Consider the following 13,719-nt stretch of genomic DNA (forward strand, 5'->3'; position numbering starts at 1 on the left):
AATGACGCAGTGGATTGCAGGACAATGGTTAGCGGGTAAAGGGGAAACGATGCAGTCGCTAGACCCGTTTACCGGCAATGTTGTGTGGCAGGCTCAGGCGGCCACCACCGAGCAGGTTGAACAGGCGGTGCTCAGTGCTCGTCAGGCATTAATTAGCTGGCGTCAGAGCCCGTTCAGTGAGCGTCAGGCCATCATTGAGCGTTTTGCCAAATTGGTGAAGGATAATTCTGAATCGTTAGCCAGAGTGATAGCTGAAGAGACGGGAAAGCCATTATGGGAAACCCGCACCGAAGCGATGGCAATGGTAGGTAAAATCGCGCTGTCATTGCGGGCTTATCATGAGCGTACGGGGGAAAGGCAGAAAGAGGTTGCGGGCACACAAGCCGTGCTGCGTCATCGACCATTGGGAGTGATGGCCGTGTTTGGACCGTATAACTTCCCGGGGCATTTACCCAATGGCCATATTGTTCCTGCGCTGCTCGCCGGGAATACCGTGGTATTTAAGCCGTCTGATTTGACGCCCAAAGTGGCAGAAGAGACCATGAAGCTGTGGCAATGCGTTGGCTTGCCTGACGGGGTGATCAATCTGGTGCAGGGAGGGAGGACGACAGGAGAGGCCCTTGCGGGGTCGGCAGGTATTGATGGCTTACTGTTTACCGGCAGTGCTAACACCGGCCATTTGTTGCACTATCAGTTTGCAGGACAGCCGGGCAAGATGCTCGCCCTCGAAATGGGCGGGAATAACCCGATGGTGATCTCGCGTCATTATGGCGAACTCGATGCGACTGTCTACACTATTATTCAGTCAGCCTTTATCAGTGCAGGGCAGCGCTGTACCTGTGCTCGCCGTTTATATCTGCCTTCTGGCGAGGCAGGAGATCGCGTACTGGAGCGGTTATTGGCACTGACACGGAACATTCGGGTTGGCGGCCCATTTGATGAGCCCGCCCCCTTTATGGGGCCACAAATCTCAGCTGAAGCAGCAGATCGCATCATTGCCGCGCAAGCGCATTTGATTATGTTAGGCGGAAATGCCTTATTGGCAGCAACGCGTGGCCATGGCGCGCTTGTTACCCCCGGGATCATCGACGTTAGCCCGATTGCCGACTTACCGGATGAGGAATATTTTGGCCCATTACTGCAAGTGGTGAGGTATGACGATTTGACGCAGGCCGTTGAGTTGGCGAATCAGACGCGTTATGGGTTATCGGCTGGCTTGGTGTCGACCGATGACAGTGAGTGGCAATACTTTATTGAGCAGATCCGGGCTGGGATTGTGAATCGTAACCGTCCGTTAACGGGGGCGAGTGGTGATGCTCCATTTGGGGGCCCTGGCGCATCCGGCAACCTACGACCGAGTGCATTCTATGCCGCGGACTACTGTGCGTATCCTATGGCCTCAATGGAGGGGGAGCAACCTGAACTACCGACTCAACTAGCACCGGGGATCGATCTCTAGTCCGGTTGTGAGTAATCTGCATTTGAATAGCGGGGATAAACAGATGGAAAGGGTAGCGCAATTATTTGAAGGTTTGTGGCAGGATTATGTCCAGCGCCTGTGTCCATCAGCAGCTCAGATCCATGACCTGCTGACAGAAGAGGAACCACTGTATAACGATCACATTGCCTTGCGGACATTTAATCTGCCAGCGGTTGGTTTGGATCGGCTGGCAGCCCCGTTCATTGCGATAGGCTATAAGCCTTGTGGAGAATACCACTTTGAAGACAAGAAGTTGTATGCCGAGCACTTTGAGCATCCTGATCCATTAGCCCCAAAAGTGTTTATCAGTGAACTGTTGGTCGGCCAGTTTAGCTCGCTGTTTCAGCAGACGGTACGAGACTTGATTGAGCAGGTGCCGGAGTCGGCCATGCGTGATCCGACCTTTCTTTATGGTGGGCGATTATGGAGTCTGGATTACGCAACCTATGAGCTGTTGTATGCTGAAAGCGAGTATGCAGGCTGGCTTGCTGCACATGGATTTGGTGCCAATCATTTTACTGTTAGTATTAATCATTTAGAGCAGTTTACAGAAGTGGCCGAGGTGAACCATCTGCTGCTCCACAATGGTTTTACTATCAATGAGTCTGGTGGCGCTGTAAAAGGTAGCCCCACAGTAATGCTGGAGCAATCGTCAACAATGGCCGATCATGTCAAGGTCGGGTTTAGTGATGGCGTTTACGTGGTCCCTGGGGGCTTTTATGAATTTGCCAAACGTTACCCAACAACAGTTGACGGTGAGCTTTATCGTGGGTTTGTTGAGGCTTCTGCCGATAAAATTTTTGAAAGTACCAATAAATAGCGAGCCGAAGTTGTGTGAAAACTGCCTAGCCGTTAAGGCCGTCCAGTAGTGGTATATCAAGGTTTTGCCCGAGTGTGCCGTGCCTGACCGTTTCTTGTTGTTCAAGGTAATGGCGGCTGCCGCTAAATCCTGTCATTTCGACCGTTGAGGGGAGTGGCGCGATGATCACAGAGCCGAAAGGGGCACGATGAGGGGAGAAGCGCTCGATATCCATATCGGTGATTTCCTGTTGTCAATGTCAGTGTATAGTCCATATGCACAATGTAGCATTGGGCATTGAGAATACAAGCGGAAAAACAGTGAGGAAGTCGAGAATTTGAAGGTGAAAGTATACTTTTGTCACATAAGCAAAAAGCCGCATATTTGAAATGTCCAATTTAAAGGGGGTCACTTCAATTGCGGCTTTTTGTTTTTCGTGGTGATGGTTAGCTTAGCGCGTACCGTACACGACGATTGTTTTACCGTGGGCAGAAATGAGATTCTGCTCTTCCAGCATTTTCAGGATGCGACCCACAGTTTCACGAGAACAACCCACGATCTGGCCGATCTCTTGTCGTGTGATTTTGATCTGCATACCATCTGGGTGCGTCATTGCATCAGGCTGTTTAGCCAAATTCAATAATGTCTGGGCGATACGGCCAGTCACATCGAGGAATGCAAGATCTCCAACTTTCTGGCTAGTCACCTGAAGGCGGTTGGCCATCTGAGCAGAAAGACGCATCAAGATATCTGGATTAACCTGAATTAGCTGACGGAATTTCTTAAATGAAATTTCAGCCACTTCGCAAGGTGTTTTCGCTCGAACCCAAGCAGTACGCTCTTGGTCTTCTTCGAAAAGACCTAGCTCACCGATGAAGTCACCTTGGTTGAGGTAAGACAGGATCATCTCCTTGCCTTCTTCATCCTTGATCAGGACAGCAACAGAACCTTTAACAATGTAGTAAAGCGTTTCCGCTTTTTCACCCGCATGAATTAACGTACTCTTTGACGGGTATTTATGAATGTGGCAATGGGAAAGAAACCACTCAAGAGTTGGATCTGTTTGAGGTTTACCTGGAACCATATTACTAACTTCCTCTGCTGCGTTTGTTGCCCAACAACGACGTCCCTATAAGATAAGTTTGAGGCTGGGCCTAACAATAATGTAGTTCGCCGTTTAGGATATTCAGTCAACCGCTGGGCTGCAAGCTCACGTGAATAATTACATCAGAGTTTATCTTTTTTCGGGACGTTTTTCTTGATATTGATCTATCTGAAATGGCCATTTTTTACTCATAAGTGTGCACATGATCACACAGTTGTTAGATAGTACGAAATTACCTCAAAAGTTGTAAGGAGAAAGCAATGCAATCACGCGTGAAATGGGTCGAAGGCATGACCTTCCTTGGGCAGTCAAATTCGGGACACAGTGTCGTTATGGATGGAAATGGCGGCCAAAAAGCGCCGAGTCCGATGGAATTGGTATTAATGGCGGCGGGCGGCTGCAGCTCGGTGGATGTGGTGGATGGTCTGAAATCTGCCGGGCAGAAAATTACCGCTTGTGAGGCACAGATCAGTTCGGTTCGCCGCGAGCAGGCGCCCCGTATTTTTACCTCAGCGAATTTGCATTTTGTGGTGACAGGCGTTGATTTGGATGCATCAGTCGTGGCAAAGACGGTGTCTGATTCATTGCAAAAGTACTGTTCGGTGTGCTTGATGCTGGGTGAAGGGGTTGAGATGACGCATTCGTATGAGGTGGTTGAGGCGTAATAGATCAGGGGCGAGGGACGAGTTTGGAGGAAGAGCGGAAGGGCGAGAGCGGAGCTATGGGGAAAAGCGAACCTATGGTCCTATGGGTAGATCAAGATTTAGGTACGGGTTTCGAGGGACGAGTTCCGAGGAAGAGCGGTTTAAAAGCGGAAGAGCAAAAGCGATCCTAAGGCCCTATGGGTAAGAGCGGAATAAAAGCTGGGGTAGAGTCTCAGAATTCGTTCTTTTTCCTTTACACTCTTTCGTCCCTCGCTCCTGCTTACAGGACCACAGGACCACAGGACCACAGGACCACAGGACCACAGGACCACAGGACCACAGGACCACAGGACCACAGGACCACATATCTTTTGCTTTTCCGCTCTTCCTTGTCCCTAGTCCCTGATTTTCCGCTTTTAACTGCTTTACCTAGTTCCTACTCTTCTTTTCCTCGCCCCTGCTTTACTTTTTGCTTATCCGATCTTCCCGGTATCGATCAGCTGTTGGATCAACGGGCGCATGATCAGCTCCATCGCAAAGCTCATTTTCCCCCCGGGGACTACTAGCGTGTTGTGACGTGACATAAATGCGCCTTGGATCATGGCGAGTAGGTAGGGGAAGTCGACATTTTTGATACCGCGAAAGCGGATCACCACAAAACTTTCGTCTAAGCTGGGGATGGCTTTGGCACTGAGCGGGTTAGAGGTATCAACCGTCGGTACGCGCTGGAAGTTGATATGAGTGCGGGAAAACTGCGGTGTAATATAATTTAAGTAGTCGTCCATCGAACGGACAATGGATTCCATTACCGCTTCGCGGGAATGTCCACGATCGCGGGTATCACGGACAATCTTCTGAATCCACTCAAGGTTCACGATCGGCACCATGCCGATCAGTAAATCAACATGCTGCGCCACATTGGTTTCACCGTCGACCACGCCACCATGAAGACCCTCATAAAATAAAACGTCGGTATTTTCCGGCAGCTGCTGGCTGGGGGTAAAAGTCCCCGGCATCTGGTTATAAGGCACAGCTTCATCGAAGGTGTGAAGATAACGGCGGAATTGACCGCTGCCATCAATGCCATATTGGCGGAAGAAGGTTTCCAGCAAGGGGAAGTCATTGGCCTGATTGCCAAAATAACTAATATGCCGGCCTTGTTCCTTCGCTTTGCGGATTTCAACATCCATCTCGGGTCGAGTAAAGCGGTGGAAGCTGTCACCTTCCAGCCAAGCTGCATTGATGCCCATCATATTGAACATCTTGCGAAAAGCTTCGGAGGTAGTGGATGTGCCAGCCCCCGAAGATCCTGTTACTGCAATAATTGGATGTTTTGCAGACATGACAAACCCTGTCGTTAAGATTAACGATGAGTTATTAACAAAATGTTGCGGTTAAATCAAGTGTAAGTCTTATCAATGATTAGAAATTGAGATCTTGCCGAAGCTTAATATCTACCGATTCATGTAATTCGGAATAGATGACTACAGCTTCTCCCTGAGTGAGCTGTTGCCGAACATGCTGGACTTTTTGTTCTAAGGTTTTTTCATGTTCACCGTAGTCGGTACCTTCTCGTAGGACAAAATGCTCGATCAGGTTATCGAGAGTTTCTGGTGCGATGTCTTGCCAAGGAATGATCATACTAAATGTTTACCGCTCTAGGGGAGGGATTAACCACTGATAACATTATTATCAGTGGTTGATGACGTTAATGGCAAGTAGTTGCTAGCGAGATAAGCGCCATTTACTTCTGGTTATTGTAAAAGGAGCAAACCAAGCCGGCACTGTCATTTCAAGCCAGAAGGTAGGTTTATGCCATGATCCGGTTAGAAAACCGACATGGCCACCGTTAGGGCTGAGATGATATTCGATATGATCAGGTAAAGGTTGTGAGGGGATCACGTCATGAGTCATGAAGGGATCATCTTTAGCATGAATCACCCGTAGTGGTATTGTGACCTGATGTAATCGCCGTAAACCACTACAGCGTTGATAATAATCATGGGCATCTTGATAGCCATGCAAAGGTGCGGTGATCAGATCGTCAAACTGGCGTAAGGTGCTAATGGACTCAATAGCGGATTGATCCAGCGGCAGGGCGTTGGGTAGAAAGCGAATTTTTTTGCTGATATTTCTCTTCATCGAACGGAGTAAATATTGCTTATAGACCCTTGAAAATCCTTGTTCGATTCGCTCTGAACAGGCATTGAGATCAAGCGGGGGCGAAATCACTTGGGCGGCACAGAGTTCACTGTCTTCGCCGTATTCGGCTAAGTAATTGACTAACATATTCCCCCCGAGAGAAACGCCGACGGCGAACAACGGAGAGTCAGGAAATTGTCGACGAACCCATTGAATGAAAAAACGTGCGTCACTGGTTTCCCCAGAGTGATAACTGCGGGCCTGGCGGTTCATTTCCCCGCTGCAGCCTCGAAAATGCATCATGACGCCAAGCCAGCCTTTTTGCTTCGCGGCATACAATAAACCGTTGGCATATGGGCTATGAAAACTCCCTTCCAAGCCATGAAACAGGATCATCACTGGTTGAGTGGCTTGATATGCAGTCGGTGAAGCTGTCCAGGCAATGTCGAGAAAGTCGTCGTCCGGTGTGTTGACCCGTTGAGTAATCGGCGTGAATAGAGGCTTACGGCGAAGCAATCGGGGCAACAGTGTTTGCAGGTGAGCATTACCTAGCCCACGGGCTGGTTCAAACGGGGGCATTGTGGGTCCTTATGCGCAACGTGTTTTAACCTACCAATAATAGTGGTTGGTTTTCTATTGCGTCTATGAGCTTTTGGGGGGAACGCCGGATTTGCCTGTAGATGTCACCCCACATTACCCGCAGTGGCTAAGGCAGTGTGGGGTGAATAGGCGTTTCTTGTTAGCAGTTAGTTCTGGGTAAATTCCGCTTCCATGGCCTCGATCTGCTCATGCAGATCCATCCAGTCCATTTCGACCTCTTCGAGTTCATTTTTTGCAGCCGCCTGACGCTTCAATTGCTCATTAAGCCGTGCTTTATTGTCTGCTTCATAGATGGTGACATCTGATAATTGGGTTTCGGCATCGGCTAATGTTGCACCTAGCTCTTCCATTTGCTTATCGAGTTTCTCAATCTGCTTGCGTAGCGGTGCAGTCAGTTTACGGAACTCAGCGTCGAGGCGTTTCTGCTCTTTGCGTGAGGCGGCGCTGTTCTCTTTAGTGGTCTCTGGTTTGCAGGCCTGTAATTCACGTCGTTCGTTACGCTGCTGTTCAGTCAGCCATTTGTGGTAGTCATTCAGATCACCATCAAACGGTTCAACCTTGTGGTCATGGACCAGATACAGATCATCGGTGGTGGCACGTAATAGGTAACGGTCGTGGCTGACGATCACCATCGCTCCTTCATAAGATTGCAAGGCGAAAGTCAGTGCCTGACGCATATCCAGATCGAGGTGGTTGGTTGGTTCATCGAGTAGTAAGAGGTTCGGACGTTGCCAGACGATCAGCGCCAATACCAGACGGGCTTTTTCGCCACCCGAGAACGGACCGACTTTTTCCAGTGCTTTGTCACCAAGGAAGCCGAAGCTGCCAAGGTAATCACGTAACTGCTGTTCGGTAGAGGTCGGGGCGATACGGGTCATGTGCTGCACTGGCGTGTCATCTAGGTACAGTGTTTCGAGCTGGTGCTGGGCAAAGTAACCAATTTTCACCCCTTGCGAGTAGCTGAGTTCCCCTGCTTTGGCTGGTAATTCGTTGGCCAGCATTTTGATTAGGGTTGATTTACCCGCACCGTTACGCCCCAGTAGACCGATCCGGCTACCCGGCACTAGATTCAGACGGATTTTTTCGAGAATAATATTGTCATCATAACCTGCGGCAACATGATCCATCATCAATATTGGGTTCGGTAGTGCGGAAGGCTCGCGGAACTCAAAGCTGAATGGATTATCAAATTGTGCGGGCAGTACTTGCTCCATGCGTTCCAGTGCTTTGATTCGGCTCTGAGCCTGACGGGCTTTGCTCGCCTTGTAACGGAATCGATCGATATATGACTGCATGTGCGTCATTTGCTTTTGTTGCTTTTGGTACATAGCCTGCTGCAGCACCAGTTTCTCGGCACGTTGGTTCTCGAAGGATGAGTAGTTGCCGGTGTAGCTGTTCATTGTCTGGTTTTCGATATGGACAATACGGTTGACAACAGGATCGAGGAAATCACGGTCATGGGAGATCAATACCAGGGTACCGCGGTAGTTCTGAAGCCATTTTTCCAACCACATCACAGCATCCAGATCGAGGTGGTTCGTCGGCTCATCGAGCAGTAGTAGATCTGAACGGCACAGCAGTGCCTGGGCGAGGTTCAGACGCATTCGCCAGCCACCGGAAAACTGAGTCAGATTCCATTGCATCTGCTCCTGTGAAAACCCCAGACCATCAAGTAGCTCTGCGGTACGGGCGCGGATACTGTAGCCGCCAATGGCTTCCAGCTTGCCGTGCAGCTCTGCCACTTTGGTGCCATTATCGGCTTGTTCGGCGGCCGCCAGCTCGGCTTCCAGTTGGCGGTATTCGCGGTCACCGTCAATGACATATTCCATGGCTTCGCGCTCAAGCGCAGGTGTCTCTTGAGCAACCCAGGCCAATTCCCAGTTGGCCGGAAATTGGTGACTGCCCGCATCAACACTCAGTTCATTCTTAAGCAGGGCAAATAAGGTGGACTTACCACACCCATTTTTACCCACAAGGCCCACTTTATCGCCTGGGTGGATGGTGGCTGTAGCCTGATCGAGCAGGACTTTTCCGCCGCGTAAAAGTTGGATATCCGAAAATGTGATCATTAACTGTGCCGGGGAGGCCCCGCTCCGCAAAATACAAAATGCCAGAATATGTGCGGAGTCTACCCCAAAGCGGCAGGGACTGCTAATGCAGGAGTGGTCTGTTGCCCTTGTCACGACGGGGGGATTAATTGAACCTATTTTGCTGCAATTATGTATTATATGTATATAACTTGTAACGTTACGCTGATGGCGTATTTTCAGCTTGTACCAAGGATTGCTATGACCGTTAATGGAGCGCCACGGGTGCTGGTGATTTATGCCCACCCGGATCCCCATCTCTCGGTGGCTAACCGTGACATACTTGAGGCGATTGAGGGCCTCAAGCATGTCACGGTGCATGATCTCTATGCCACCTATCCTGATTTCTTTATTGATGCCGCGGCTGAGCGAGCGTTAGTCGATGGGCATGATGTAATTGTTTTTCAGCATCCCCTGTATATGTATTCTTGTCCGGCCTTGCTCAAGGAGTGGATGGATGTGGTCTTAAGTAAAGGTTTTGCTCATGGTGAGGGCAATCAGACGCGGGGGAAGTATTGGCGTTCGGTGATCACCACTGGCGGCGCTGCGGAAGCGTATACCCCGGACGGTTATAACCGCTGTTCGATAGAGGAAATCTTACGCCCTTTTGAGCTTTGTGCCGCGCTGTGTCGCATGACATGGTTGCCGCCGCTCATACTACACTGGGCCCGGCGAGTGCCGCTGGCTGAGCGATTAGCACATGCCCGGCAGTATCGGCAGTGGTTGGCTAAGCCATTAGCGGGTATTGAGGAGGCGGCAGATGGTTAGTGATGTCTTGTCGGTCAGCGTGGTGTTTTTGGCGGCTGCCGTAGTGGCGGTGCCTATTGCTCAGCGGCTAGGGTTAGGTTCGGTATTGGGGTATTTGCTTGCAGGTATCACCATTGGTCCATGGGGATTGCGGCTGATCTCCGATGTTGATGCGATCCTCCATTTTTCGGAATTTGGGGTAGTGTTATTACTCTTTCTGATTGGACTGGAGCTGAATCCTAAAAAATTGTGGCAGATGCGAGGGCCGATTCTCGGATTAGGCGGAGGGCAAGTCGTCGTTACCAGTTTGGTGATCGCTGCGATAGTGCTGGCGTGTCAGTCATGGTTTCCGATGATCAGTTGGCGAGATGCCTTAGTGGTTGGGATGGGATTGGCGTTGTCGTCTACTGCGATTGCTCTACGAGTGATTGAAGAGCAGGGGTTAGATGGCAGTGAGACCGGTCAGGCTGGTTTTGCGGTATTGCTGTTTCAGGATATTGCCGTGATCCCGATGCTGGCGATCCTACCAGTGCTCGCTGGGGGCGGAGGTGGCAGTTGGATTGATTTAAGTTGGATGCTGGGGGGGATTGCCGCTTTACTAGTGGGCGGGCATTTTTTACTGCGGCCATTGTTCCGCTGGGTGGTGCTGAGTGGAGTGCGTGAACTATTTAACGTGGCGGCGCTGTTGCTGGTGATCGGGATTGCGCTTGGTATGCAATCGTTAGGGTTATCCATGGCACTCGGTACTTTTTTGGCGGGAGTGTTATTGGCTGAAAGCGAATATCGCCATGAATTGGAAATTGCTATCGAGCCGTTTAAAGGGTTATTGCTTGGCTTGTTTTTTATCTCGGTTGGGATGGCAGTTAATCTTGGGTTATTGCTGGCGTACCCGCTGCAAATTATTTTGGCTGTGGTTGCGCTGATCAGTATCAAGGGACTGTTGCTTTATGGCTTGGCGAGAGCGTTTGGGATCCGGGCAAAATCACGCAGTCAGATGGCCGCCATTTTGAGTCAGGGCGGAGAATTTGCCTTTGTTCTATTTACTGCCGCCTTGGGGGAAGGGTTATTGGGACGCGATCTGTCCGCCTTCTTATTGGTGGTGGTGAGCCTATCGATGATGACAACGCCATTGTTGTTGCTGTTGCAGGAAAAATGGTTCGCTCGTAGTTTTAAAGCCGAAACCGAACAGACTCTAGAAAGTGATGTGGTCGATCGGCAACCGCGAGTGATTATTACCGGCTTTGGTCGTTTTGGTCAGATAGTGGGACGACTGCTGTTTGCGAATAAAATTCGGGTCACGGTATTGGAACGCGACCCGAGTCAAATTCAATTTTTGCGTAAGTTTGGCTACAAAGTGTATTACGGCGACGCCACCCAACTGGATTTACTCCGAGCCGCAGGGGCAGACAAGGCAGAGGCTATCATTATCTGCACCGATGATCCTGATGAGGTAATGGAAGTGGTGATCTTGTGCCAGCAGTATTTTCCTCAGTTAAACGTGCTGGCCCGAGCAAGAAGCCGGGTGGAAGCGCATCAGTTACTGAGTCACGGGGTTGAGAATTTCTCACGAGAAACGTTCGCCGGTGCCCTTGATTTAGGACGACAAGCCCTTATCTCATTAGGTATGCATCCTTATCAGGCGAGGCGTGCTGAGGCGCATTTTCGTAAGTTAGATACCACCGCATTACGAGATTTATTACCACAACATTCAGAGGATGTGCATTTGGCCACGCGTTCTCGAGAAGCGCGTAAGGAGCTAGAAGATATCTTCGATCGTGAAATGCGTGGCGAGCGGGATCGTCATAATGGCTGGGATGAGCGTTGATCACCGCTGGCGTGATGCAAGAGCAAGGAGCAAATTGGATGGTAAAAAAACGTTTTATTGCTGGTGCAACGTGTCCGTCTTGCCATTGTCAGGATCGGTTACGCTGGCGGCAGAAACATGACGTGGAGCAGGTTGAGTGTGTTGAATGTGGCTATCGCGATGTGCGTGTTCCGCAGTCGGTTGAACAAAGCCAACAACTTTCTTTGCAAACCAAACAACACGTTATTGGGATCTTTAAGCCAGACGACAAGGGGTGAGATGAAGTCCCGAAAGAGAATATTGGCATCAAGGTACCATTATCCGGTATCATGCGGACGAATACCTTTGATACCCAGTTCAATATTGGAGTAAACATGAAAGTCGCTAAAGACATCGTAGTAAGCTTAGCTTACCAAGTGAAGACCGAAGATGGTGTTGTGGTTGATCAGGCTACAACTGATGTACCACTTGATTACCTACATGGTCATAATAACCTGATTGTAGGTCTAGAAACTGCGCTTGAAGGCCGTGAAGCTGGCGACAAGTTTGAAGTGACCGTTGCTCCTGCAGACGCATATGGCGAGTACGAAGACGAAATGGTTCAGCGTGTTCCTGCTAACGTTTTCCAGGGTGTAGACGAGATCACTGTGGGTATGCGCTTCCTTGCTGATACTGATCAGGGTCCAATCCCTGTAGAAGTGACAGAAGTAGACGGCGATTTTGTTGTGGTTGATGCTAACCATATGCTAGCTGGCCAAACGTTGACATTCTCTGCGGAAGTCGTTGCTCTACGTGAAGCGACAGAAGAAGAAATCGAGCATGGTCACCTACATCAGGAAGGCGGCTGCTGTGGCGGCGGCGGTTGTGGCGATCACGACCACGGTGATGAAGATGGCTGCTGTGGCGGCGAAGAAAAAGGCGGCTGTGGCTGCTCACACTAATGTCATCTGCGTGTGACATGAATAAAAAAAGGAAGCCTCGGCTTCCTTTTTTATTTTTTTAGGCGTTATCATACCGAACCTCGAACCTCGAACCTCGAACCTCGAACCTCGAACCTCGAACCTCGAACCTCGAACCTCGAACCTCGAACCTCTGATCAATAATGCGGCGGCGGTGTCTCTTCGGACTCGCTGGCCATATTGCTTGGTTCCATGCCTTTGACTTTGCCCACCATAAATTTCATCTGCGTATGAATTTTGTCAATCATGAACTGTTGGGCTGTTAGGGCTTGATTGAGATCGTCGATCGTTTGTTCTTGAAATGCCTGTTTCATCTCTAGCTCGTCAATGCGGGCTTGTAGTTGTTCGAATTCTGTCATTGCGTTATTCCGTCGTCCACTGTTGGGCGATACCTGCTGATGTTCCTGAGATCACCTGACCGTCAGGAGTAATGGCGACATCATACACCACCGCAGCAGGGGGTCGAGTCTCTTGTTGTGGCGCTGCTTCCCAACGACCAAGGTTATCCCCGGTTGCGGTATCCCATAGCTCTATACGTCGAGCGGGTGTCCCCGTCGCAAGCTGCCGTCCATCATTCGAAAAACGCGCACTGGACAAATTTTGTTGGCGAAGCCTGACTGTTAATTGGGCTTGCTTCTCACCTGTGTTTAAATTCCAGATGTAAATATCGTTCCCACCATCGGCTGTCATTGCCAACAAACCATCGCGTTGTAGTGCGACTCGACTGATCCGCTTGGTGTGCTTAAATTGATAGAGGATCTGGCCATTGCGGGTATCCCACAGGTAGGCGATATGATCATTGCCGCCGGAAAGGGCATAGTGACCATTGGCGGATAGGGCGACGGAATTGACTTTTTCTCGGTGAGCGAGGAACTCTAGCCGCCTTCCGCTGCCCAAGTCGACGTACAATGCTTTGCCATTAGAAAGACCAAGGATCACCTGCTGGCCATTATTCGATACCGCAGCATCGCGAATGATCCCATCAGATATAGACCACAGCCCTTTGGATTGCCCCCATGCAAGATCCCAGACGGCAAAGTTCTGTGCGGTTGTGGTGATCGCATATTGACTGTTGTCTGAAAAGTGGCTGAAGAGTACTGTATTGTGATGTGGGTCTTGAGAACCAAAATCAGCTAACTTTTTGTTTTGCTGTAAATCCCACAGCACGATACCTTGTACGGCTGAGTGATAAAGAGCAAAGCGACCCTCTCGGCTAAGGCTGAAGCTGGTGGTTCCTTCGGGTGCGAGCTCCCAGCGCTGTTGCTCCGAGCCGGAAAAAAAACAGCCGGTGAGGAGGAAAAGTGCCAAAATGAAGCTGAACACGGATCTTTTTAAAGGCATAAAGTCTGGTT

At 50.0% G+C, this 13,719-nt stretch carries 15 protein-coding genes; 7 read left to right on the forward strand and 8 right to left on the reverse strand.

All coding sequences use genetic code 11. The annotated features are described in order from the left end of the window. Window position 1: 1 nt before the first annotated feature. Window positions 2-1,459 (forward strand): succinylglutamate-semialdehyde dehydrogenase, encoded by a 1,458-nt coding sequence (astD, locus tag L4D12_RS07735; RefSeq protein ID WP_428447247.1) that lies wholly within the window; start codon window positions 2-4, stop codon window positions 1,457-1,459. Window positions 1,460-1,502: 43 nt separating this feature from the next. After that, window positions 1,503-2,300, forward strand: a complete 798-nt coding sequence (locus L4D12_RS07740; RefSeq protein WP_428447248.1) for a DUF1338 domain-containing protein — start codon at window positions 1,503-1,505, stop codon at window positions 2,298-2,300. 25 nt (window positions 2,301-2,325) lie between these two features. Here the strand turns inward: L4D12_RS07740 and L4D12_RS07745 are convergent, their stop codons facing one another. Next, a complete protein-coding gene (locus L4D12_RS07745) occupies window positions 2,326-2,514 on the reverse strand; it encodes a hypothetical protein (RefSeq protein WP_428447249.1) in 189 nt (62 codons plus the stop codon). Window positions 2,515-2,730: 216 nt separating this feature from the next. Then, window positions 2,731-3,363 (reverse strand): cAMP-activated global transcriptional regulator CRP, encoded by a 633-nt coding sequence (gene crp / locus L4D12_RS07750; protein WP_428447250.1) that lies wholly within the window; start codon window positions 3,361-3,363, stop codon window positions 2,731-2,733. Window positions 3,364-3,644: 281 nt separating this feature from the next. Here crp and L4D12_RS07755 point away from each other — a divergent pair, with 281 nt between their 5' ends. Further along, window positions 3,645-4,049: an OsmC family protein gene (locus L4D12_RS07755; protein WP_428447251.1), complete on the forward strand. Its 405-nt coding sequence runs from the start codon at window positions 3,645-3,647 to the stop codon at window positions 4,047-4,049. 452 nt (window positions 4,050-4,501) lie between these two features. Here L4D12_RS07755 and L4D12_RS07760 read toward each other — a convergent pair whose 3' ends face one another. The 4 genes from L4D12_RS07760 to L4D12_RS07775 form a co-directional block, all read right to left on the reverse strand. Next, a complete protein-coding gene (locus tag L4D12_RS07760; RefSeq protein WP_428447252.1) occupies window positions 4,502-5,371 on the reverse strand; it encodes a phosphoribulokinase in 870 nt (289 codons plus the stop codon). Window positions 5,372-5,450: 79 nt separating this feature from the next. Then, window positions 5,451-5,669: a YheU family protein gene (locus L4D12_RS07765; protein WP_428447253.1), complete on the reverse strand. Its 219-nt coding sequence runs from the start codon at window positions 5,667-5,669 to the stop codon at window positions 5,451-5,453. 84 nt (window positions 5,670-5,753) lie between these two features. Continuing rightward, window positions 5,754-6,749, reverse strand: coding sequence for a hydrolase (locus L4D12_RS07770; protein WP_428447254.1), 996 nt, complete (start codon window positions 6,747-6,749; stop codon window positions 5,754-5,756). 167 nt (window positions 6,750-6,916) lie between these two features. Then, window positions 6,917-8,839, reverse strand: coding sequence for an ABC transporter ATP-binding protein (locus L4D12_RS07775; protein WP_428447255.1), 1,923 nt, complete (start codon window positions 8,837-8,839; stop codon window positions 6,917-6,919). Between the two features lie 219 nt (window positions 8,840-9,058). Here L4D12_RS07775 and kefG point away from each other — a divergent pair, with 219 nt between their 5' ends. The 4 genes from kefG to slyD all read left to right on the forward strand — a co-directional run bounded on the left by kefG (window position 9,059) and on the right by slyD (window position 12,349). Then, window positions 9,059-9,625, forward strand: coding sequence for a glutathione-regulated potassium-efflux system ancillary protein KefG (kefG, locus tag L4D12_RS07780; RefSeq protein ID WP_428447256.1), 567 nt, complete (start codon window positions 9,059-9,061; stop codon window positions 9,623-9,625). Next, window positions 9,618-11,429 carry a glutathione-regulated potassium-efflux system protein KefB gene (kefB, locus tag L4D12_RS07785; RefSeq protein ID WP_428447257.1) on the forward strand — a complete coding sequence of 604 codons (1,812 nt, stop codon included), beginning with the start codon at window positions 9,618-9,620 and terminating at the stop codon, window positions 11,427-11,429. The genes kefG and kefB overlap by 8 nt, the downstream gene beginning before the upstream one ends. 38 nt (window positions 11,430-11,467) lie before the next feature. Continuing rightward, the gene (locus L4D12_RS07790; protein WP_428447258.1) at window positions 11,468-11,686 is read left to right on the forward strand and encodes a YheV family putative zinc ribbon protein; all 219 of its coding nucleotides are present in this window, start codon (window positions 11,468-11,470) and stop codon (window positions 11,684-11,686) included. Window positions 11,687-11,782: 96 nt separating this feature from the next. Then, on the forward strand, window positions 11,783-12,349 hold the full coding sequence (slyD, locus tag L4D12_RS07795; protein WP_428447259.1) for a peptidylprolyl isomerase: 567 nt from the start codon (window positions 11,783-11,785) through the stop codon (window positions 12,347-12,349). Between the two features lie 155 nt (window positions 12,350-12,504). Here slyD and L4D12_RS07800 read toward each other — a convergent pair whose 3' ends face one another. Beyond that, window positions 12,505-12,726 (reverse strand): SlyX family protein, encoded by a 222-nt coding sequence (locus L4D12_RS07800; protein WP_428447260.1) that lies wholly within the window; start codon window positions 12,724-12,726, stop codon window positions 12,505-12,507. Window positions 12,727-12,730: 4 nt separating this feature from the next. Continuing rightward, window positions 12,731-13,708: a WD40 repeat domain-containing protein gene (locus L4D12_RS07805; RefSeq protein WP_428447261.1), complete on the reverse strand. Its 978-nt coding sequence runs from the start codon at window positions 13,706-13,708 to the stop codon at window positions 12,731-12,733. Window positions 13,709-13,719: the final 11 nt, after the last annotated feature.

Source organism: Photobacterium nomapromontoriensis, from assembly GCF_050336815.1.
GTDB lineage: Bacteria > Pseudomonadota > Gammaproteobacteria > Enterobacterales > Vibrionaceae > Photobacterium > Photobacterium nomapromontoriensis.

Bases quoted from the DNA above. Each gene is read 5' to 3' on its own strand.
- L4D12_RS07765 (WP_428447253.1), bottom strand. From the start codon at position 5,669: ATGATCATTCCTTGGCAAGACATCGCACCAGAAACTCTCGATAACCTG.
- crp (WP_428447250.1), bottom strand. From the start codon at position 3,363: ATGGTTCCAGGTAAACCTCAAACAGATCCAACTCTTGAGTGGTTTCTT.
- L4D12_RS07790 (WP_428447258.1), top strand. From the start codon at position 11,468: ATGGTAAAAAAACGTTTTATTGCTGGTGCAACGTGTCCGTCTTGCCAT.
- slyD (WP_428447259.1), top strand. From the start codon at position 11,783: ATGAAAGTCGCTAAAGACATCGTAGTAAGCTTAGCTTACCAAGTGAAG.
- L4D12_RS07770 (WP_428447254.1), bottom strand. From the start codon at position 6,749: ATGCCCCCGTTTGAACCAGCCCGTGGGCTAGGTAATGCTCACCTGCAA.
- L4D12_RS07745 (WP_428447249.1), bottom strand. From the start codon at position 2,514: ATGGATATCGAGCGCTTCTCCCCTCATCGTGCCCCTTTCGGCTCTGTG.
- L4D12_RS07755 (WP_428447251.1), top strand. From the start codon at position 3,645: ATGCAATCACGCGTGAAATGGGTCGAAGGCATGACCTTCCTTGGGCAG.
- kefG (WP_428447256.1), top strand. From the start codon at position 9,059: ATGACCGTTAATGGAGCGCCACGGGTGCTGGTGATTTATGCCCACCCG.
- astD (WP_428447247.1), top strand. From the start codon at position 2: ATGACGCAGTGGATTGCAGGACAATGGTTAGCGGGTAAAGGGGAAACG.
- L4D12_RS07775 (WP_428447255.1), bottom strand. From the start codon at position 8,839: ATGATCACATTTTCGGATATCCAACTTTTACGCGGCGGAAAAGTCCTG.
- L4D12_RS07760 (WP_428447252.1), bottom strand. From the start codon at position 5,371: ATGTCTGCAAAACATCCAATTATTGCAGTAACAGGATCTTCGGGGGCT.
- L4D12_RS07800 (WP_428447260.1), bottom strand. From the start codon at position 12,726: ATGACAGAATTCGAACAACTACAAGCCCGCATTGACGAGCTAGAGATG.
- kefB (WP_428447257.1), top strand. From the start codon at position 9,618: ATGGTTAGTGATGTCTTGTCGGTCAGCGTGGTGTTTTTGGCGGCTGCC.
- L4D12_RS07740 (WP_428447248.1), top strand. From the start codon at position 1,503: ATGGAAAGGGTAGCGCAATTATTTGAAGGTTTGTGGCAGGATTATGTC.
- L4D12_RS07805 (WP_428447261.1), bottom strand. From the start codon at position 13,708: ATGCCTTTAAAAAGATCCGTGTTCAGCTTCATTTTGGCACTTTTCCTC.